We start from the raw sequence: 18095 nt of genomic DNA, 5'->3' as shown, positions 1-18095 counted from the left end.
GTATGTCTGGCCCCCTGCGTTGCCGCAGCTAGCCCTTACCGTCAACGCGGCTGGCAACACGGATGGTGCGCGTTAGCGCATCAGCACCAGTTCTTCCGCCATGGTGGGATGGATCGCGACGGTAGAGTCGAAATCCGCCTTGGTCAGCCCGGCCTTCACCGCGATCGCCGCCGCCTGCATCATCTCGGGCGCCTCGGGCGCGATCATGTGGATGCCGACGATTTTGCCGCTGTCGCCGTCGCAGACCATCTTCATCAGGCTGCGCTCGTTTCGGCCCGCCAGCACGTTCTTCATCGGGCGGAAGTCCGACAGATAGACCTTCACGCTGCCCAGCTTGTTCTTCGCCTCGCCCTCCGTCATGCCCACTGCGGCGATCGGCGGATGGCTGAACACCGCGCTGGGGACGCAGCCGTGGTCCACCGCCACAGGATCGCCCTTCCCGAAGACGGTTTCGGCAAAGGCCTGCCCCTCGCGGATCGCCACCGGGGTCAGCTGGACACGATCGGTCACGTCGCCGACGGCATAGATGTGATCGACATTGGTCTTGCTGAACCGGTCGACCTTCACCTCGCCGTGCTCGCCCAGCTCGACGCCCGCCTTGTCGAGCCCGAGCCCTTCGGTGTTGGGAATACGACCGACGGCGAACATCACGAGGTCGGCCTTCTCCTCGTCGCAGTCGGACAGCTTCACGAAGTAGCCGCCCTCGTCGCACGGCTTGATATATTCGAAAGTGGTGTTGAAGCGGAACTTGATCCCCTTCGTGGTGGAGATCTGCAGCAGCCGGTCGCGCACCGCCTCGTCATAGCTGCGCAGCAGGCGGTCGCCCCGGTTCACGATGTGAACGTCGCAGCCGAACTCGTTGAAAATTCCGGCAAACTCGTTGGCGATATAGCCGCCCCCCGCGATGATGATCTTCTTGGGCAGCTTGTCGAGATGGAATGCCTCGTTGGACGAGATGGCGTGTTCGGCCCCCTGGCACTCGGGCATGCGCGGGCGCGCGCCGGTCGCGATCAGGATGTGCTTTGCGGTGACCTTGTGACCGCTCGCTAGCGTGATCTCGTGCGGGCCGGTAATCTCGGCGCGCTCCTTGAAGATCTCGACGTCATGATTTTCCAGTGTCTCGGTATAGGCACCTTCAAGCCGGGTCACATCGTCGAGCACGTTGTCGCGCAGCTTGATCCAGTCGAACTTGCGCTCGCCTATCTCCCACCCGAACCGCTGGCAGTCCTCTAGGTCTTCGGCAAAATGCGCACCGTAGACGAGCATCTTCTTGGGTACGCAGCCACGGATCACGCAGGTACCGCCGATCCGGTGCTCCTCCGCGATGGCGACCTTCGCGCCGAGCGCGGCGGAGACGCGGCTGGCGCGGACACCGCCCGAGCCGGCACCGATGGTAAAGAGGTCGTAATCGTATTCGTCGGCCATGAAATTCTCCTGTTCGCGGCCGATATGGCGGGGCCGCCGCGTCTTGCCAACGTTTGCATCCCGGGAACATCCGTGCGCGTGTGCTCCTTTAACCGGGAGGACGAACACGAAAATTCGGGAGAGGTCGCCGGGCTCGCAGCCGAACACCGGGAGACCGCATGACAGACACGATCAGCAATACTCTTCAGCAGCAGACCGCGTTCCTGCCCGATCCATGGGGCTGGGCCGCGATCGCGGGCGGCGCGGTGCTGATCGCGCTGGCGCTCCACTGGGTGGTCTTTCGGTTGCTGCGCACGCTTTCGCATCGCAGCGACAGCAAGGCGGACAATATCGTCGTCGGCCGGTTGCGGCATCCGACGCGCGCGGCGCTGGTCGGGCTGGCGCTGGTGCTGGTCGCGCGCGAGGTCCCCGCCTTCGACGCGGTGTGGGCCAAGATCGCCAGTTTCGCCATGCCCGCGCTGATCGGCTGGGTCGCGATCGCGATCCTCCATGCGCTGATCGAGGCGATGAAGCTGCGTGCCGACATTACCGTGGCGGACAATCTCGCCGCGCGGCGCAGGCGTACGCGGCTCGCCATGGTGAACCGCATCGCGACCTTCGTGATCGTGTTCGTGACCGTGGGGCTGATGCTGCTGTCGATCCCGGGCGTGCGCGATATCGGTGTCACGCTGGTCGCCTCTGCGGGCCTCGCCGGGCTTGCCGTGGGCGCCGCGGCGCAACCGGCGCTCAAATCGCTGATCGCGGGCGTGCAGATGGCGATCACGGAGCCGATCAATATCGACGACGCGGTGGTGGTCGAAGGGGAATGGGGCTGGATCGAGGATATCCGCACCACCTACGTGGTGGTAAAGATCTGGGACGAGCGGCGGCTCGTGCTGCCCACCAGCTATTTCCTGGAACAGCCGTTCCAAAACTGGACCAAGCAGACCGCGAACCTGCTGGGCACCGTGTTCCTCTACCTCGACCCTGCAACCAAGATCGGCCCCATCCGCGCCGAGTTCGAGCGGCAGGTGAAGGCGAACGAGCGCTGGGACGGCCGCGTCCAGGTGGTGCAGGTGACCGAAACCACGCGGGACTCGATCGAGGTGCGCCTGCTGATGAGCGCGAAGAACTCGCCCACCCTGTTCGACCTCAGATGCGACATCCGCGAGGGGATGCTGGAATGGCTGGCCGACCATCAGCCGGAATCGTTCGCGAAGCTGCGGCTTTCCTCGCTGGAACAGAACCCCAGCGGATAGCGCCGTTCGCCCGGCTCCCCGGCAAAGCCGGAAAAAGCCGAGCGAGGGAGAGGGTTCAGGCGAAGGCCGGGCGGGCCGTTACGTGACGGCGACGACGGATCTGGCTGCCGATGAGGCCGAAACCCAGCAGCATCAGCGCCCACGTAGCAGGCTCGGGAACACCGCCGGCTGCCGCTGTCGTGTAAAGCACCGCGTTCGAGAAGCCCTTCGCATTCGCGAGCTTGATGCCACTTGCTCCCTTGGTCCCGAAATCGATCAGATAGAACGAGGTCGAATTGCCGTAGCCCGACCCGTTGCCGACATGCATGCCGAAAATGGTCTGACCATACAGTGTCTTGCCAAAGTTCAGGATATTGCCAGCGCCGAGCGAGGTGATCTTCGTGGCTTCGACGGCGTTCCAGTCCCCGTTGAAGACATAGGAAGAACCAAGGGCTGCGGTGCCGGTCTTCTGATCATCGATCTTGGAATTGTTGAGGATGTTCTTCGAATAGTTGCCCGAGCACTTGGACGCAGCCGGAGTGACGATCGCCGTGCTGCATGAACTCACGACAGTCGCCGCGTTAGCTGGAGTCGCGATACTGACAATCGCCGCCGAAAACGCGAGGACAGCCCCCGTAAACCATTTTGATCCCGCCATTTTTTCCTCCATCGACCCGATAGTTGTCCCGAACTGCCACCTCAGTCGATAGCAATTCCATAATATCTCTAAGAGATCGGGTAAATACCAAGTTCAGGACGATTTTGGCGGTGTTCTATACTGGGACTCTTGGGTTCGGTACTGCCCTTACAAGTTGCTCAGCAACGTCACGAAGTGGGCATCCTATTGTAAATATTGCTAATCCGCATGGCACTGCTGTCACCACGAAGGCCAGGACTACCAGTCGTGCATGTCGCTGTCGGCGGGGTCCCACAGCAGCGCGGTCGCGAGGGCGGCGATCGTGAGCGCGCGGCTCGTCGCTTCGTCCGTTCCCATCGGGAGCACGAGCTGCGGCGAGCCGTTGAGGTCGATCGCGCCCACCGGTCGTCCGCCCCGCAGGAACACATATCCGTTTGGCGCGGCGGTGGGGAGCGCGGTCTCCTGCAGTCGATGTTCGGAGCGGATTTCGAATGCGGCCCCGGCATAACGGAACGTCCCGTCCCGCTTGTAACCGAGCGAGGTCCCGGCGGCCTCGTTCGTCTCGTGCAGGTCGAAGGTGGCGCGGGCCGGCTCACCCCCTTGCGAGAACGTGCAGCGGTAGGACATGGGGGCCGTCAGAACCTCCACCCGCTCCGACTGCACAGATTGCTCGCTCATCATGCAATCGGCGACCAGCGCGGGGGTTATCCCCGGCCCGGTGATGGAAAAGCCCGCGTGCTGGTTCTTCGCAGCAAATGCGCCCAGGATACGCGTACCCGACGCATAGCGGTCGTATCGCCCGGAATATGCCCCGGCGGTGTAGGCCCCGGTCTGCGGTCCCTGCAGGCCGACGAGCTCTATGCGGTCCGGTTCCGGCCCGAATTCCGCAGGCAATCGCGTATGAGCAGCCTGGATTGTCGAACAGGCGGCCGCAGCCGGAAGCAAGGCGATTACGAGCAAATTGCGCATCCCGGACACTCCCTCGGCACGGCACTACGAGCCGACCGAACCGGAATTTGCGCGGCCTTTCCTGAACGGAAGCTGTTTGATCTGACCTGGCGCTATCGCCCGAAAGGACCGTTCAACTGCACGATCTTCCAGTTGAGGATCGCCGCGAAGCTCACCCACACCAAGTACGGCACGATCAGCCAGCTTGCCAGCACCGAGAATTCGCGCAGGCCGATGCATAGCGCCAGTACCGAAGCCCACAGGAACGGGACCTCGACCAGCGCCCAGTCCGGCCGCTTCACCGTGAAGAACAGCGGCGACCAGAGGAGGTGGAACACGAAATTGACCGCGTAGAGCACGATCAGCGGCGTATGGTCGCCCCCGGGCGGGATCGCATTCCAGCTCAGGACGAAGGCCCAGGCGGCGAGGCCCAGGATCACCGTCCAGGCCGGGCCGAACAGCCAGTCGGGCGGTTGCCAGCTCGGCTTGTTGAGAGCGCGATACCACTCGCCGATCTTGGTCAGCAGGCCGCCGCCCACTCCCAGGATGACGGCCCAGGCGATTGCGATGACGACCGGGGTCGACATCTCAGGCGCGCCCCGGCACGGCGAGCGCGCGGAGAATGTCGAGCGCGCCCACGCGCCGCTCCGCTTCCAGCTGCGCCATCGCAACGTTCTGCAAGGCCTCCGCCACCTTCGGGTCGAGACCCAGCTCGTGCGCGGCGCGTTCCTGCGCGCCGAACTTGCGCACGTCGTAGCCGGTGACCTGCGCGAAGACGACCAGCGCTTCCAGATAATACCCTTCCGCGCTGGCGTGATAGTGGTCGTAGCTCCACAGGTCGATCTGGCCGAAGGCGCGCCCGTCATAGGGGTTGGGATCGGCCAGCCCGGTCGCGATCGCGCGGTTCCAGGCCTCGCCCACTGGGATCACCGCATCGATCCGGTCCGACGCGGCATCGGCCCGATCGAGCCCGCGCCGCACGTCCAGCGCCATCGCCTCCACCGGCTGGCCGTACCATTTGCCTTCCGGCTTCCATGCCTGATCGGCGCGGGTCCAGGTCGCGGTCAGGTACACTCGCACATCGGGATTGCGGGCGGAGAACAGGTCCGCCAGCAGCGGCGCGTCGCGCACCGTCTCGGCAGCATCGCCCGGCTTCTTCGGGTCGAGAACGGAGTATTGCTGCATCACCACCACGTCCCACGGGCGGTCGATCTGCGCGCGCCGCTCGTTCAGGTGGAAATCCAGCGTGGTGCCGCCGCGCGTTTCGTGGGCGACCGCCCACGGCATCTTCGCCTCTTCCGCGAACTTGGCGAACAGCGCGGGTACGCCGCCCACGCCCTCTCCATTGATGTCCTCCACACTATCGGGGCGATAGCGCAGCACGGCAGAGTTCGCGCCCATGGTGAAGCTGTTGCCGACGAACAGGATGCTCCGCGGAGCCTCCGTCGGCTCAATCGCTGTCTGCCCGGTTGCGGATGCCGGCGTCGCAGGTGCGGCCGCAGTTGCAGGAGCTTGCTCCGTCACGACAGGCGCGCATGCCGCCAGGGCGCAGGCCCCCGCGATCGCAGTCAGAAAACGCTTCATTCGCTCAACCCCGCAGCTTGCAGCAGCGCCATGGTGCTGGCGTCGAAATCGTTCTTACCACCCTCGATCTCCTTTGCCATGCGTTTGCCCAGCTCGACGCCGAACTGGTCGAAGGGGTTGATACCCATCAGCACGGCGTTGGCGAAGGTGCGATGTTCGTGGAAAGCGATCAGTGCGCCCAGGGTCGCCGCGTCCAGATCGTCGCACAATATGGTTGCGCTCGGGCGGTCGCCGGGGAAGTTGCGTGCCGGGTCCTCCCCCTTGTCGCCCTTCATCAGCGCGGCCCCTTGCGCGAAGCAGTTGGTCAGCAGGATGCGATGGTGCGCGGGATCGAGCGCATCGCCCGGCGCGATGCTGGCGATGAAATCGACCGGCACGACATGCGTCCCCTGGTGGAGCAGCTGGAACACCGCATGTTGCGCATCGGTGCCGACCCCGCCCCACGTGATCGGAGCGGTCGGCCCGTCGACCGGCTTGCCGTCGGCGGTCACCCGCTTCCCGTTCGATTCCATCTCAAGCTGCTGCAGATAGTCCGGAAACAGCGCCAGCCGCTCGTCATAGGCGAACACCGCGCGGGTCTGGCACTTCCGGCCACGGGTATAGTACCGGTCGGCGAAGGCGGCGCGCAGCGGCAGGTTGTCCCGCCCCTCGGTCTCCGCGAAATGCCGATCGACCGCCTGCGCGCCCGCCAGCATCGCCTCGAACTCGTCCCACCCGGCGCCGACCGCCACCGGAAAGCCGATGCTGGACCAGATCGAGTAACGCCCGCCCACGCTTTCCTGGAACGGCAGCACCCGTGTTTCGTCGACGCCCCACTCGACCGCCTTTTCCGGGCTCGCGGTCAGTGCGACCACCCGGCCCGAGGGATCGGCTACCCCGCCCTCCTCCAGCCAGCGCATCACGCTGGCGGCGTTGGTCATCGTCTCGATCGTGGTGAAGGTCTTGCTTGCCACCGCCAGCATCGTCGTCTTCGGGTCGCACGCGGCAAAGGCCTGCTCCAGCGCCACACCGTCGATGTTGGAGACGATATGCACGTCGACCCGGGCCAGGTCGCGGGTCAGCGCGTCGATCGCGAGCGCGGGGCCGAGCGCGCTGCCGCCGATCCCCACATGGATCAGGTGCTTCACCTCGCCAAGCGCGCCGTCGTGGATCGCCTCCACCAGCAGGCGCATCCGGTCGCGCAGCGCCGCTGCCTCTTCCACCGAAGCATCCGCGCCGGTGCCACGCTGCGCGGTATGCTCGGCGGCGCGGCCTTCCGTCACGTTGACGGTCTCGCCATTCAGAAGTGCGGCACGTTTTGAACGGAAATCGCGCACCTGCGCCAGGCTCTCGAACCGAGCGAGCAGATCGTCGTCGAGATGCGTCTTGGACCAGTCGAACAGCACGCCGCCCGCGGTATCGCCCTCCCCCCAGTCGATGCGCGCGGACAATTTGTCGACACGGGCATCGTCACCGGCGAAGAGTTCGGCGACGGTGCGCCGTTCGCGTGCTTCGATCTCGGTCCAGATCTGATCGGCGGCCTGTTCGCTCACGGGAGAATCCTTTTTGCTTTGCCTTGCGTTGCGCCTAAGCAGCGCGCCGGACGAATGCAAAGGGAACGGTTGGTGGCGGGCGCGAAGGCGACAGCGGGCAAGGACGAAAGCTGGGGAAGTTTCCTGCGATTCTGCCTGCTGGTGATCCTGGCGGCGCTCGCCTTTCGCAGCTTCCTGTTCTCCCTCTTCGTCATTCCCAGCGAAAGCATGTTGCCCGGCCTGATGGACGGGGACTATCTGGCCGCCGCGAAATGGCCCTATGGCTATTCGCGCCATTCGCTGCCGCTCGACGCGCCGCTGATCCCGGGCCGCATCTTTGCGCATACGCCCGCGCGCGGCGACGTGGTGATCTTCAAGCATCCGGTCGACGATACGGACTATATCAAGCGCGTCGTGGCCCTTCCGGGGGAAACCGTGGAGGTGCGCGGGGGACAGGTGTTCATCGACGGCACGCCCATCCGGCGCGAGCGGGTGCCCGACGTGCTGGTCCCCATGTCCGCCAACACCGATTGCGCCTGGGGCGGCCGGATCGTGGACGTGCCGGGCAATGGCACCGCGTGTCGCTACACCGCCTATCGCGAGACGATGCCCAATGGCCGCAGCTACGTGACGTTCGATTTCGGCGAAACGCCGCAGGACGATTTCGGTCCGGTTACCGTGCCGGAAGGGCGATTGTTCCTGATGGGCGACAACCGCGACAATTCGCAGGACAGCCGCTTTCCCGATGTCGCCGGCGGCGGGGTCGGCTTCGTGCCACTGGAACGGGTCGTCGGGCGCGCCGAGGCGCTGGTCTGGTCCACCGACGGATCGGCCCGCTGGTTTCTGCCCTGGACATGGTTCACCGCCGCGCGGTGGAACCGGATCGGCGAGACGCTGTGAGCGCGCTGGAACAATCCACCCTCGACTGGCTGCGCTCGTGCCATTTCACGGTCGGCGATCCCGCCCTGTGGCGCGAGGCGCTGACCCATGGCAGCACCAACGAGGCGATCAGTTACGAGCGGCTCGAATTTCTCGGCGACCGGGTGCTGGGCCTCTCCATCGCGGAATGGCTCTATCGCGAGGACGACCGGGCGGAAGGACAACTGGCCCAGCGGCTGAACGTGCTGGTGAGCAAGGGCAATTGCGCCCAGGTCGCGCGCGGTCTGGGCGTGTCGGACCATGTCCGGCTGGACCGGCAGGCGCGCGAGGACGGGGCGCAGCATGGCGAGAACGTGCTGGGCGACGTGATGGAAGCGCTGCTGGGGGCCAATTTCATCGAGGCGGGCTTCGATGCGACCCGCGATCTCGTCCACCGGCTGTGGCGCGATCAGGTGGCGGGCGGCGCGGGCCGGTCCAAGCATCCCAAGAGCGCGCTGCAGGAATGGGCGGCGGGCAACCGCCGCCGGCCGCCACAATACGAACTGGTGGACCGGTCGGGACCGGACCACGCGGCGCGCTTTACCGTTCGCGTCACGGTCGCCAATGTCGGCTCTGCCGAGGGACAGGCGAGCAGCAAGCAGGAGGCGGAAACGCTGGCCGCGAAGAACTTCATGGAGCAATACGGATGACCTCACCCCACTCCCCGGCGGAAGGGCAGACGCGCTGCGGCGTCGTCGCGGTGCTCGGCGCGCCCAATGCGGGCAAGTCGACCCTCGTCAATCAGCTCGTCGGGCAGAAGGTGGCGATCACCAGCGCCAAGGCGCAGACCACCCGCGCGCGCATGCTGGGCATCGCGCTCGATGGCGATACCCAGATGATCCTGGTCGATACGCCCGGCATCTTCGCGCCGCGTCGCCGCCTCGACCGTGCGATGGTGAGCGCCGCATGGGAAGGTGCGGAGGCGGCCGATGCCGTGTTGCTGCTGGTCGATCCGGTCAAGCAGCGACGGCACGAGCTGGAGCCCCTGCTGGAACAGCTCGCCGGCAGGCCGGAGCGCAAGATGCTCGTCCTTAACAAGGTGGACGTGGCGAAGAAGGAGCCCCTGCTCGCACTGGCCGAGGAGTTGTCGGGCAAGGTCGATTTCGCGGAAATCTACTTCGTGTCCGCCCTGACCGGCGATGGCGTACCCGAACTCAAGTCCGCGCTCGCCGAGCTGATGCCGGAGGGGGTGTGGCACTATCCCGAGGACCAGGTGTCGGACGCGTCCGAACGCCTGCTGGCGGCGGAGGTGACGCGCGAACAGCTCTATCGCCAGTTGCACGAGGAACTGCCCTACGACAGCGCGGTGCGGCCCGAACTCTACAAGCACCGACCCGACGGCAGCCTGGAAATCCACCAGCAGATCGTTGTCTCCCGCGAAACCCAGCGCCCCATCGTGCTGGGCAAGGGCGGCCGCATGATCAAGGCGATCGGCGAGGCGGCACGGACCGAACTGACCGAACTGCTCGGCGTGAAGGTCCACCTCTTCCTGCATGTGAAGGTGGAGGAAAACTGGTCCGACAGCCGCGAGCTGTTCGAGGAAATCGGGCTCGACTGGGTGCGATGACCCAGCCCCCGGTCCGCTCCCTGCTGGTCTTTACCCCGGTGTCCCGGCAATGCGCGGCATCCTCGCGCCTGTCCGCCGTCGCCATCTCCGCCCCCGCGAACTGACCGTAACCGAGGATAGCCGAGCGCGTCATGACCTTTCCCCTGATGCGCGACCGGCACCTTGATGCCGAGACCCGGCCACAGACCCGGAAAAACTGGCAGACGTTCCTCCAACCGCCCGCCCGCCCCTGGTATGCCGACTGGCGCCTGCTGCTGGCGCTGATCGCGTTCACCGCGGTCACCCGCGCCGCCAGCTTCGGCAGCCCGGTGATCTCCAACGACGAGGAGTTCTATCTCCTGGTCGGCTCGCGCATGTTGCATGGCGCGCTGCCCTATATCGACATCTGGGACAGGAAGCCCGTGGGCCTGTTCCTGATCTACGCCGCGACCAGCGCGCTCGGGCCGTTTCAGGTGATCCAGTACCAGATTGCCGCGTGCCTGTCGGCGGGCTGCACCGCCTGGGTGCTCTATCGCATCGCGCGCATGATCGCGCCAGCCGACGGGGCGCTGATCGCCGCCGCCTGCTATCCCATCATGCTGGCGGGCTTCAGCCAGATCGGCGGGCAGGCCCCGGTGTTCTACAACCTGCCGGTCGCCATCGCCGCATGGTGGATCGCGCGGCGCTATCGCGACGGCGATACGCGCAAGCTGTTCGCGGGCGGATGCGGCATCATGCTGCTGCTCGGTATCGCGATGCAGATCAAATACACCGTGATGTTCGAAGGGATTTGCTTCGGACTCGCACTGATGTGGCTGGCGCACGTCCACGGCCTGCATCGCGGACGCATCGTTCCGATGGCCGTGGCGTGGGTCGCCTGCGCCCTGCTGCCGACCGCCGCCGCGATGGCGGCCTATGCCGCGATCGGCCATCTGGACGAGTTCGTCTTCGCCAATTTCGTATCGATCTTCTCGCGCGAGAGCGGGATGATGAAAGCGGTGCGCCGGTTGGCCATCCTGACGTTCTTCCTCTCGCCGCTATGGGTGCTGCTGCTGTGGGCACCGCGCAGACTGGGCCTGAGGGGTAACGGATCGCCCCAACTCGCCTTCATCAAGGCTTGGGCCATCGCTGCCTTTGTCGGTTTCTTGCTGATCGGGACCTATTACGACCACTATGTCGGGCCGCTGCTGGTCCCGTTCCTGGTGCTGGGTGCGCGGGCGCTGGGCTGGCAGGGAATGCGCCGCCGCTTCGCCATCGGCACGCTGGCCTTCATCACGATCTGCACCGCGATCCATGTTCCGATCCGCATTCACCTGGCCGGCAACCGCGATCAGTTCCGCACCGTGGCCGCGGCGATCGAACGCCAGCTCGGGCCGGACGGGTGCCTCTATATCCACGAGGGGGAGCCCGGCCTCTACCACGCGACGGGCGCGTGCACGGTCACGCGCTATCTCTTCACCACCCATCTCAACAGCCTGAAGGAACAGCACGCGCTGGGCATCGATACCGCGGCCGAGATGCGGCACATCGTGGCGCAGCGTCCTCAGGTCATCGTGAAGGCGGTGGAGCCCTATTCCGATCCGCCCAACCGCCCGGCGCGCGCGATCATGGACCGGGCGCTGGCCCGCGACTATCGCGAGACCGGGCGTTACCAGCTGGGTGTCCACACGCTGGAAATCTGGAGACTGCGCGACCGCTAGGGGCGTACGGTGTCGGGGTGGCGCGGCCGTCGCACCAGGTTCGCGCCCGTCGCGCGAAAGCGGTATGCGCTGCAGATCGCGGCGAGCACCGCGAACCCGGCGGAGACCAGCAGCGGCGCGGGGCCGAGGCCCATACCGATGGCGAGGATCACACCGACCACCGCCGCGCCGGTCGATTGCCCGAACAGGCGCGCGGTCGACAGCAGGCCGCCTGCCGCCGCCGACCGGTCGACGGGCGCGGCCCCGATCATCAGCCGCGAGTTGGGGGCGAGGAACAACCCGTAGCCAAGCGCGCAGAGCGACAATCGCCAGGCGATACCGAACGCGCCCGGATCGCTCGGCATGAAGGCAAGCAGCAGCAGCCCGATGAGCGCTATGGCCATACCCACCACCCCCATGGCGGACGGCGAAACCCGGTCCGACAGCCACCCGGCGGCGGGCGCGACGAACAGCATGGTGAGCGGGAACGGCGCAATCAGCAGACCGACCTCGTCGGGGGAATAGCCCATCCCCTGTTCGAACCGGAACGGCAGCCCCACGATCAGCATCGCCGACCCGATGAAGGCGGCGATCGCGGCGACGACCGACAGCCCGATCGACGGCTTGCGCATCAGGTCCACTGGCAGCACCGGGCGCTCCATGCCGCGCTCTCGGCGGTAGAGGAAATACGCGGACGCGATACCGGCCAGGACGGCCGCCCCGCCCAGCACCAGGCGATCGTGCGTCGCGATGGTCAGCCCGCCGATCAGCAGCGCGACCGTGGCCGCGTTCCACAACCCGCTGACCCAGTCCACGCGCCCCTCGCGCGGTTTGGGATCGGGCAGATAGCGTCCGATGACGAGCGATAGCAGCGCCAGCGGTGCGGCGGCGACGAAAACCCAGCGCCAGTCGATATGTTCGACGATGAAGCCACCCAGCGTCGGCGCGACTGCGTAGGAAGTGGCGACGATCACGCTGTTGATCCCGAGCCCGCCGCCCAGGCTCTTCGCCGGATAGATGGAGCGCAGCATCGCTGCGGAAACCGACAGCGCGATACCCGCGCCCAGCGCCTGTAGCGCGCGTACGATCATCAGCACCGTGAAGCTGTTTACCAGCAGCGCCGCGGCAGAAGCGAAGAAGAAAAGGACCTGGCCGATCTGGTAGAGATTGCGGTGCCCGATCCGGTCGCCGATCGTGGCGAAGGGCAGCAGCACCATCACCATCACCAGCTGGTACACGGTCACCACGCTGGTCACCGCCCCGTCGCTGACGTTCAGATCGCGCGCGATCGTGGGCAGCGCGACATTGGCGACCGCGCCATCCACTACGAACAACGCGGTGCCGAAACTGATCGCCGCGATCGCCCAGATGCGGCGGGGCATGGGCAGGCCGTCGCCGCTATCGCTCACCACGCACGGCTCACTACGATGGCCGGTCCCATCGCTTCGGTTACACTTCGCAAATGCGGCATGCGGGTCCAACGCGCGAGGGGCAGAAAGGTCCCGCCCGGTCGGACTACCGCTTCTTGGCGATCGCGATCTTGTTCTTCTTCGCGAAGTCCTTGGTCGACTCCTCGCTCCGCCCGAGCGATTTCGCGATCGCCTTCAACCCGTGCCCCTTCGCCGCAAGTGTGCGGAGCTGGCCTGCCTCCTCCGCTTTCCACGGCTGCTTGTGGCGCTCGAAATGCTCCTTCGCCATCAGCCGCCCGCGTCCTTCTTTGCAGCCGGCTTGCTTTTCGCCGGGGCCTTTTTCTTCGCGGGTGCCTTCTTCGCAGCGGCTTTCTTTGCCGGAGCCTTCTTCGCAGCCGCCTTCTTCTTCGGCGCAGCCTTCTTGCGCGCCTTCTTCTTCGGTGGACCTTTGGCGGCACGCGCGTCGATCAGCTCGATCGCCTGCGCCTCGGTCACGTCCTCGGGCTTCATGTCCTTCGGGATGGTCGCATTGGTGGTGCCATCGGTGACGTAAGGGCCATAACGCCCGGGCATCACCTTCATCTCGCCGCCGCTGGTGGGGTGCTCGCCCAACGTCTTGATCGGTTCCGCCTTCGCCCGGCCCCCGCCCTTGCGGTTGGCCGCCTCTGCCAGCAGGGTCACGGCCGCGTTCATGCCGGTGTCGAACACGTCCTGTGTCGTCTGCAGCTTCGCATACTTGCCATCGTGCCGCAGATAAGGGCCGTAACGCCCGATATTCGCCTCGATTTCGTTGCCGGTTTCAGGATGTTCGCCGACTATGCGCGGCAGGCTCAGCAGCTTGATCGCCCATTCCAGATCGAAATCCGGCAAGTCCTTGGGGATGCTGGCCCGCTTCGCATCCTTGCCCTCGCCCATCTGGACATAGGGGCCGAAGCGACCGGTCTTGCGGTGGATTTCCAGGCCGGTTTCCGGGTGCTTGCCCATGATCCCGTCCTCGGCCGCATCGCCGTCGGCACCCGGTTGGGCAAAGCGGCGGGTGTACTTGCATTCGGGGTAGTTGGCACACGCCACGAAGGCGCCGAACTTGCCGCCACGCAGCGCCAGCCGACCGCCCTCGCGCCCTTCCTGCTCGCAAAGCGGGCAGGTGCGCGGGTCCTTCCCGTCCTCGCGCGGGGGGAACAGGAAGTCGGAGAGATATTCGTCCAGCACCTCGGTCACTTCCGAAGGCTTACGATCCATCACCTCTTCGGTCTTCGGCTTGAAGTCGCGCCAGAACTGCTCGAGCAGCTTCTTCCATTCCTCGCGCCCGCCAGACACCTCGTCGAGCTCGTCCTCCATCCCGGCGGTGAAGTCGTAGGCGACGTAACGCTCGAAGAACCGTTCCAGAAACGCCGTCAGCAATCGGCCCGATTCCTCTGCGAAGAAACGGTTTTTCTCCATCCGGACATATTCGCGGTCGCGCAGCGTCTGGATCGTGCTGGCATAGGTCGAGGGCCGCCCGATGCCCAGTTCCTCCAGCCGCTTGACCAGGCTCGCTTCGGAAAAGCGCGGCGGCGGCTGGGTGAAGTGCTGGTTCGCCTCGACGCCCGTCTTGGCCGGGCAATCGCCCTTGTGCATGCCCGGCAGCAGGTTGTCGTCCTCGTCCTCGCTGTCGTCACGCCCCTCCTGATAGACCGCGAAGAAGCCGGGGAACTTCACCACCTGGCCGGTCGCGCGCAGTTCGTGCCGGCCGCTCGCGTCGAGCAGGGTGACGGTGGTACGCTCCAACCGCGCCGGCGCCATCTGGCTCGCCATCGCGCGCTTGAAGATCAGGTCGTAAAGCTTCGCCTCGTCGCCCGAACCGGTGCGCGATTGCAGGAAATTGGTCGGGCGAATCGCCTCGTGCGCTTCCTGAGCATTCTTCGCCTTGGTGCTGTAATGGCGCGGTTTTTCCGGCAGGTAATGCCCGTCATAGCGCTCGCTGATCGCCTTGCGACAGGCGGAGATGGCGCTGCCATCCATCTGCACGCCGTCGGTCCGCATATAGGTGATCGCGCCCGCTTCGTAGAGCGATTGCGCCAGCCGCATCGTGTGGCTGGCGGAGAAGCCGAGCTTGCGCGCCGCCTCCTGCTGCAAGGTCGACGTCGTAAAGGGCGGCGAGGGATTGCGGGTGAGCGGCTTGGTCTCGATCTCCTGGATCGTGAAGCGGCCTTGCTCGACCGCTTCCTTCGCCTTCATAGCGCTGCCTTCGTTGCCGAGCGTCAGTTTGTCGAGCTTCTCGCCGTCGAAGCGCACCAGCCGCGCGTCGAAGGCGGTGCCGTCCTGCTCCATCTTGGCGACGACCGACCAGTATTCGTCCGGCTTGAACGCCTCGATCTCGCGCTCGCGATCGACGATCAGGCGGAGCGCGACCGACTGTACGCGGCCCGCGCTCTTCGCGCCGGGCAGCCGCCGCCACAGCACCGGCGACAGGGTGAAGCCATAAAGATAGTCGAGCGCCCGGCGCGCGAGGTAAGCGTCGATCAGATCGTGATCGAGATCGCGCGGACGCCCCATCGCCTCCGTCACCGCGTTCTTCGTGATCGCGTTGAAGGTCACCCGCTCGACCTTCGCGGGCAGCGCCTTGCGCTTGCCCAGCAGCTCGCGAACGTGCCACGAAATCGCCTCCCCCTCGCGGTCGGGGTCGGTTGCGAGGACCAGCCGGTCGGCCTTCTTCGCCGCGTCGCTGATCTCCTTGAAGCGGCTCTGCTTGTCGCGATAGAGCTCCCAGTCCATCGCGAAATCCTCGTCCGGGCGCACGCTGCCGTCCTTGGGCGGCAGGTCGCGGACGTGGCCGTAGCTGGCGAGGACCTTGAAGTCCTTGCCCAGATATTTCTCGATGGTTTTCGCCTTGGCCGGCGACTCGACGATAACGAGTTGCATATGTGTGTTTCGCAGTCCCTACGCGTGTACGTGTGTATACGCGCGAATGTGGTGACGGAGTTCGCGGCCCGTCAAGCGGCTTTGCGAAACGGTGTCTAGTCCTGCTGCTCCCCGAAATCGGGCGGCAGCACGCAGCGACCGGCATCGTACTGGCCGACGCTGCGGATGACCTCGCCCTGCTCCGGCTCGATCCGGCGGCCCGAGATCTGGCTGTCGATCACGCGGCGCAGCAGCTGGTCGAGCCGGGTGACGAGGTAGCAGTCGATCGCCGGCTTGGCATGGGGGTTACCGATGCCGCTGTCGTCGGTGAGGAAGGTGTAGCGCGACTGGGTGGCGGCGGCCATCGCGCGCATGACGTATTCGGCCATCGGCCCGACGCCTGATGCCCCGACCGGCACGATATGCACCCGCTTGCCCCGCAGATGCTCGGCGGCGAGCCAGGCGGTACCGATATCGCCATCGTGCGGCGGCGCATCTGCGACCAGCAGCAGCGACTTCACCGCATCGTCGCGCCAATCGAGATTGGCGGCGCGCACCAGCGCATCCTGCATGGCCTCTTCGTAATCGCCGCCACCGTTCGCCGATTGCTGCGCCAGCCGGGCCTGCGCCTTCGAGACGTCGCCGTCGAGCGGGTAGGTCCGGGTGACGAAATCGTCGCCCTGGTCGCGGTAGAAGCTGAAACCGACACGGATATCGAGCTCGGGATGCCGCTTCTCCAGCGCACCGATGATCGATTCCAGTTCGGCCTGGAGGTAGCGGATTTCGTCGCCCATCGAGCCGGTGACGTCGACCACCAGCGCGAGGTCGAGCTTCGTTACCGCCCGGGCATCGCGCGTGGCGGTGATCTTCACCACTTGCCCGCCCGGCTGGCGCGAAAGGTTCGCCATGCGCCAGTCGCCGCCTCCCGCGCGAACCCACACGCGGTCGCTCAGCCGGTCGAGATCGGGGAAGAACACCACGCTGCCATCGGCCACGGTTTCCATGCTCAGCGTATTGCCGTCGGCGCAACGCAGCTCGACCGTCTCGAATGGCATGGCGCGACCGCGTTCGTCGCGCAGTTCCACGGTGAACAGGCGCGCCGTGTCGAGCTGCGGCAGGTCGCGCGCCTTCTGCCCGAGATCGGAGCGGCGCTGATAGGCGGCATAGAGTTCGGGATTGACGAGATCGTCATGCTCGCCCGCGGTCAGCAGACCGCTTTGCGGGCGCGGCTGCGGCGGTCGCGGGGGATAGGGCGGCATGACGCGGCTGTCCGCGCTTTCATCGGGCACCGGTGCTGCAGTCTCTGCCGCACTCGGCCGGTCCGCCCTGCTGCCGGTGACGACCACGCTGTCGACCGCCATCGACACCGGAGGAGGTGCTGCAAGCGGAGGAGGCGGTGGTGGTGGCGGAGGCGGAGGTGGAGGCGGTCCGCGCTCCATTAGCGAGTCCGCCGCGCCGCTCTCGCCCTCTTCATTGGCTTCCTGCGCCGGACGTTTCTCGGGCTCTAGATCGGGCAGCGGCCCCGGCGTGCGGCAATACGCGCCCTCACCGGCCCGGGGCGAAGCATCCTGCGCCAGAGCCGCGGCTCCGACACCGGCGGGACCGGGCACGAGCAAGGCGACGCTGCAAAGAAAGGCTATCGGACCGCGCATCGAAAACTCCCCATTCTTCGATCAGGTTGCACGAAGTTGGGGCGGCCACGGTGAACCGGGGATGAGCGTCAACAGCTCAACAGCCCCGAAATCCTTGAGCGAACGCTTGCAGCCGTCCTCAGACGGCGGGTCGCGGATATGGCACTAACCGGCAAGGACCTAACCGAAACCGCATAGCCACAGTTTCTCGTCCAGCTTCCTGCACGAATGCATGTCACCATTGGTCAGGCGAAGGCGCGTCTTTGCGGAAAAGGTCATCGGGTTGCGACCCGGCGAAGCGATAATGGCACTGCCGCCGTCGGGAATTCCCTGGAAATAGGGCACGCTTTGTGGGGGCGGTCCCGCAAGATCATCTGCATGATCGGTCGCGAAGGCCAGCGCATCGTATCGGCTGTGGCGCCCGTCTATGAAGCTCAGCAACGCTACCGAAGCGATCAGCGCGATAGCAGGCAGGAACCGGTCGAGTATCCGCAGCTTCCCGGTCTCGGTGTCCGCCGGGACGAACAATGTGCACACGGCCGCGACGCTCACAATCAGCATTGCCAACGCGCTTAGAAGCGCGCCCGGGATGGCCTCGAAGGGATTCTGCGGCCTGTCTTGTATTGCGAGGAGAGCAGAGACTCCGAACAGGATCAGCACGATGGCAAGCGCCCACTTGCGATGAGAATTCATGGAATTCCACATGGTTT

Annotated in this window: 16 protein-coding genes; 5 read left to right on the top strand and 11 right to left on the bottom strand. The window is 65.8% G+C overall.

Translation table 11 applies throughout. The features are described 5' to 3' along the window. Positions 1–72 precede the first annotated feature (72 nt). Positions 73–1425 carry a glutathione-disulfide reductase gene (gorA, locus tag F7D01_RS13390; RefSeq protein WP_215227959.1) on the bottom strand — a complete coding sequence of 451 codons (1353 nt, stop codon included), beginning with the start codon at positions 1423–1425 and terminating at the stop codon, positions 73–75. A 158-nt stretch (positions 1426–1583) separates the two neighbouring features. On the opposite strand from gorA, the gene F7D01_RS13385 reads away from it, so the two are divergent. Then, positions 1584–2663, top strand: coding sequence for a mechanosensitive ion channel family protein (locus tag F7D01_RS13385; RefSeq protein ID WP_215227958.1), 1080 nt, complete (start codon positions 1584–1586; stop codon positions 2661–2663). Between the two features lie 55 nt (positions 2664–2718). On the opposite strand, the gene F7D01_RS13380 is transcribed toward F7D01_RS13385, so the two are convergent. From F7D01_RS13380 to pgi, 5 genes are all read right to left on the bottom strand, one after another. After that, the gene (locus tag F7D01_RS13380; RefSeq protein ID WP_215227957.1) at positions 2719–3312 is read right to left on the bottom strand and encodes a PEPxxWA-CTERM sorting domain-containing protein; all 594 of its coding nucleotides are present in this window, start codon (positions 3310–3312) and stop codon (positions 2719–2721) included. A 225-nt stretch (positions 3313–3537) separates the two neighbouring features. Beyond that, complete coding sequence (locus F7D01_RS13375; protein WP_215227956.1) at positions 3538–4248, bottom strand: hypothetical protein; 711 nt, start codon at positions 4246–4248, stop codon at positions 3538–3540. A gap of 92 nt (positions 4249–4340) precedes the next feature. Next, entirely contained in the window at positions 4341–4814 is a 474-nt protein-coding gene (locus F7D01_RS13370) for a TspO/MBR family protein (RefSeq protein ID WP_215227955.1), read from the bottom strand. Between the two features lies 1 nt (position 4815). Then, positions 4816–5811, bottom strand: a complete 996-nt coding sequence (locus F7D01_RS13365) for a DUF4886 domain-containing protein (RefSeq protein ID WP_251566888.1) — start codon at positions 5809–5811, stop codon at positions 4816–4818. Next, positions 5808–7343: a glucose-6-phosphate isomerase gene (pgi, locus tag F7D01_RS13360; RefSeq protein WP_215227954.1), complete on the bottom strand. Its 1536-nt coding sequence runs from the start codon at positions 7341–7343 to the stop codon at positions 5808–5810. Before pgi ends, F7D01_RS13365 begins: the two co-directional genes overlap by 4 nt. 54 nt (positions 7344–7397) lie before the next feature. Between pgi and lepB the strand changes: the two genes are divergently transcribed. From lepB to F7D01_RS13340, 4 genes are all read left to right on the top strand, one after another. Continuing rightward, positions 7398–8222 carry a signal peptidase I gene (gene lepB / locus F7D01_RS13355; protein ID WP_215227953.1) on the top strand — a complete coding sequence of 275 codons (825 nt, stop codon included), beginning with the start codon at positions 7398–7400 and terminating at the stop codon, positions 8220–8222. Further along, positions 8219–8890 (top strand): ribonuclease III, encoded by a 672-nt coding sequence (rnc, locus tag F7D01_RS13350; RefSeq protein WP_251566886.1) that lies wholly within the window; start codon positions 8219–8221, stop codon positions 8888–8890. The genes lepB and rnc overlap by 4 nt, the downstream gene beginning before the upstream one ends. Beyond that, positions 8887–9807, top strand: coding sequence for a GTPase Era (gene era / locus F7D01_RS13345; RefSeq protein WP_215227951.1), 921 nt, complete (start codon positions 8887–8889; stop codon positions 9805–9807). The genes rnc and era overlap by 4 nt, the downstream gene beginning before the upstream one ends. 131 nt (positions 9808–9938) lie before the next feature. Continuing rightward, positions 9939–11486: a glycosyltransferase family 39 protein gene (locus F7D01_RS13340; protein WP_215227950.1), complete on the top strand. Its 1548-nt coding sequence runs from the start codon at positions 9939–9941 to the stop codon at positions 11484–11486. On the opposite strand, the gene F7D01_RS13335 is transcribed toward F7D01_RS13340, so the two are convergent. The 5 genes from F7D01_RS13335 to F7D01_RS13315 form a co-directional block, all read right to left on the bottom strand. Next, positions 11483–12874, bottom strand: coding sequence for an MFS transporter (locus tag F7D01_RS13335; protein ID WP_251566885.1), 1392 nt, complete (start codon positions 12872–12874; stop codon positions 11483–11485). The genes F7D01_RS13340 and F7D01_RS13335 overlap by 4 nt on opposite strands. Before the next feature lie 106 nt (positions 12875–12980). Beyond that, positions 12981–13163 carry a hypothetical protein gene (locus F7D01_RS13330; RefSeq protein ID WP_215227949.1) on the bottom strand — a complete coding sequence of 61 codons (183 nt, stop codon included), beginning with the start codon at positions 13161–13163 and terminating at the stop codon, positions 12981–12983. Further along, on the bottom strand, positions 13163–15775 hold the full coding sequence (topA, locus tag F7D01_RS13325) for a type I DNA topoisomerase (RefSeq protein ID WP_215227948.1): 2613 nt from the start codon (positions 15773–15775) through the stop codon (positions 13163–13165). Before topA ends, F7D01_RS13330 begins: the two co-directional genes overlap by 1 nt. Before the next feature lie 95 nt (positions 15776–15870). Further along, complete coding sequence (locus F7D01_RS13320; protein ID WP_215227947.1) at positions 15871–17406, bottom strand: vWA domain-containing protein; 1536 nt, start codon at positions 17404–17406, stop codon at positions 15871–15873. A gap of 159 nt (positions 17407–17565) precedes the next feature. After that, positions 17566–18078 carry a hypothetical protein gene (locus tag F7D01_RS13315; protein ID WP_215227946.1) on the bottom strand — a complete coding sequence of 171 codons (513 nt, stop codon included), beginning with the start codon at positions 18076–18078 and terminating at the stop codon, positions 17566–17568. Between the last annotated feature and the right edge of the window lie 17 nt (positions 18079–18095).

The organism is Erythrobacter sp. 3-20A1M, from assembly GCF_018636735.1.
Classification (GTDB): Bacteria; Pseudomonadota; Alphaproteobacteria; order Sphingomonadales; family Sphingomonadaceae; genus Alteriqipengyuania.
This window is presented reverse-complemented; position numbering and strand designations above follow the sequence as displayed.

Coding starts and splice junctions, on each gene's coding strand:
- gorA (WP_215227959.1), bottom strand. CDS start 1,425: ATGGCCGACGAATACGATTACGACCTCTTTACCATCGGTGCCGGCTCG.
- F7D01_RS13385 (WP_215227958.1), top strand. CDS start 1,584: ATGACAGACACGATCAGCAATACTCTTCAGCAGCAGACCGCGTTCCTG.
- F7D01_RS13380 (WP_215227957.1), bottom strand. CDS start 3,312: ATGGAGGAAAAAATGGCGGGATCAAAATGGTTTACGGGGGCTGTCCTC.
- F7D01_RS13375 (WP_215227956.1), bottom strand. CDS start 4,248: ATGCGCAATTTGCTCGTAATCGCCTTGCTTCCGGCTGCGGCCGCCTGT.
- F7D01_RS13370 (WP_215227955.1), bottom strand. CDS start 4,814: ATGTCGACCCCGGTCGTCATCGCAATCGCCTGGGCCGTCATCCTGGGA.
- F7D01_RS13365 (WP_251566888.1), bottom strand. CDS start 5,811: ATGAAGCGTTTTCTGACTGCGATCGCGGGGGCCTGCGCCCTGGCGGCA.
- lepB (WP_215227953.1), top strand. CDS start 7,398: ATGCAAAGGGAACGGTTGGTGGCGGGCGCGAAGGCGACAGCGGGCAAG.
- era (WP_215227951.1), top strand. CDS start 8,887: ATGACCTCACCCCACTCCCCGGCGGAAGGGCAGACGCGCTGCGGCGTC.
- F7D01_RS13340 (WP_215227950.1), top strand. CDS start 9,939: ATGACCTTTCCCCTGATGCGCGACCGGCACCTTGATGCCGAGACCCGG.
- F7D01_RS13330 (WP_215227949.1), bottom strand. CDS start 13,163: ATGGCGAAGGAGCATTTCGAGCGCCACAAGCAGCCGTGGAAAGCGGAG.
- topA (WP_215227948.1), bottom strand. CDS start 15,775: ATGCAACTCGTTATCGTCGAGTCGCCGGCCAAGGCGAAAACCATCGAG.
- F7D01_RS13320 (WP_215227947.1), bottom strand. CDS start 17,406: ATGCGCGGTCCGATAGCCTTTCTTTGCAGCGTCGCCTTGCTCGTGCCC.
- F7D01_RS13315 (WP_215227946.1), bottom strand. CDS start 18,078: ATGAATTCTCATCGCAAGTGGGCGCTTGCCATCGTGCTGATCCTGTTC.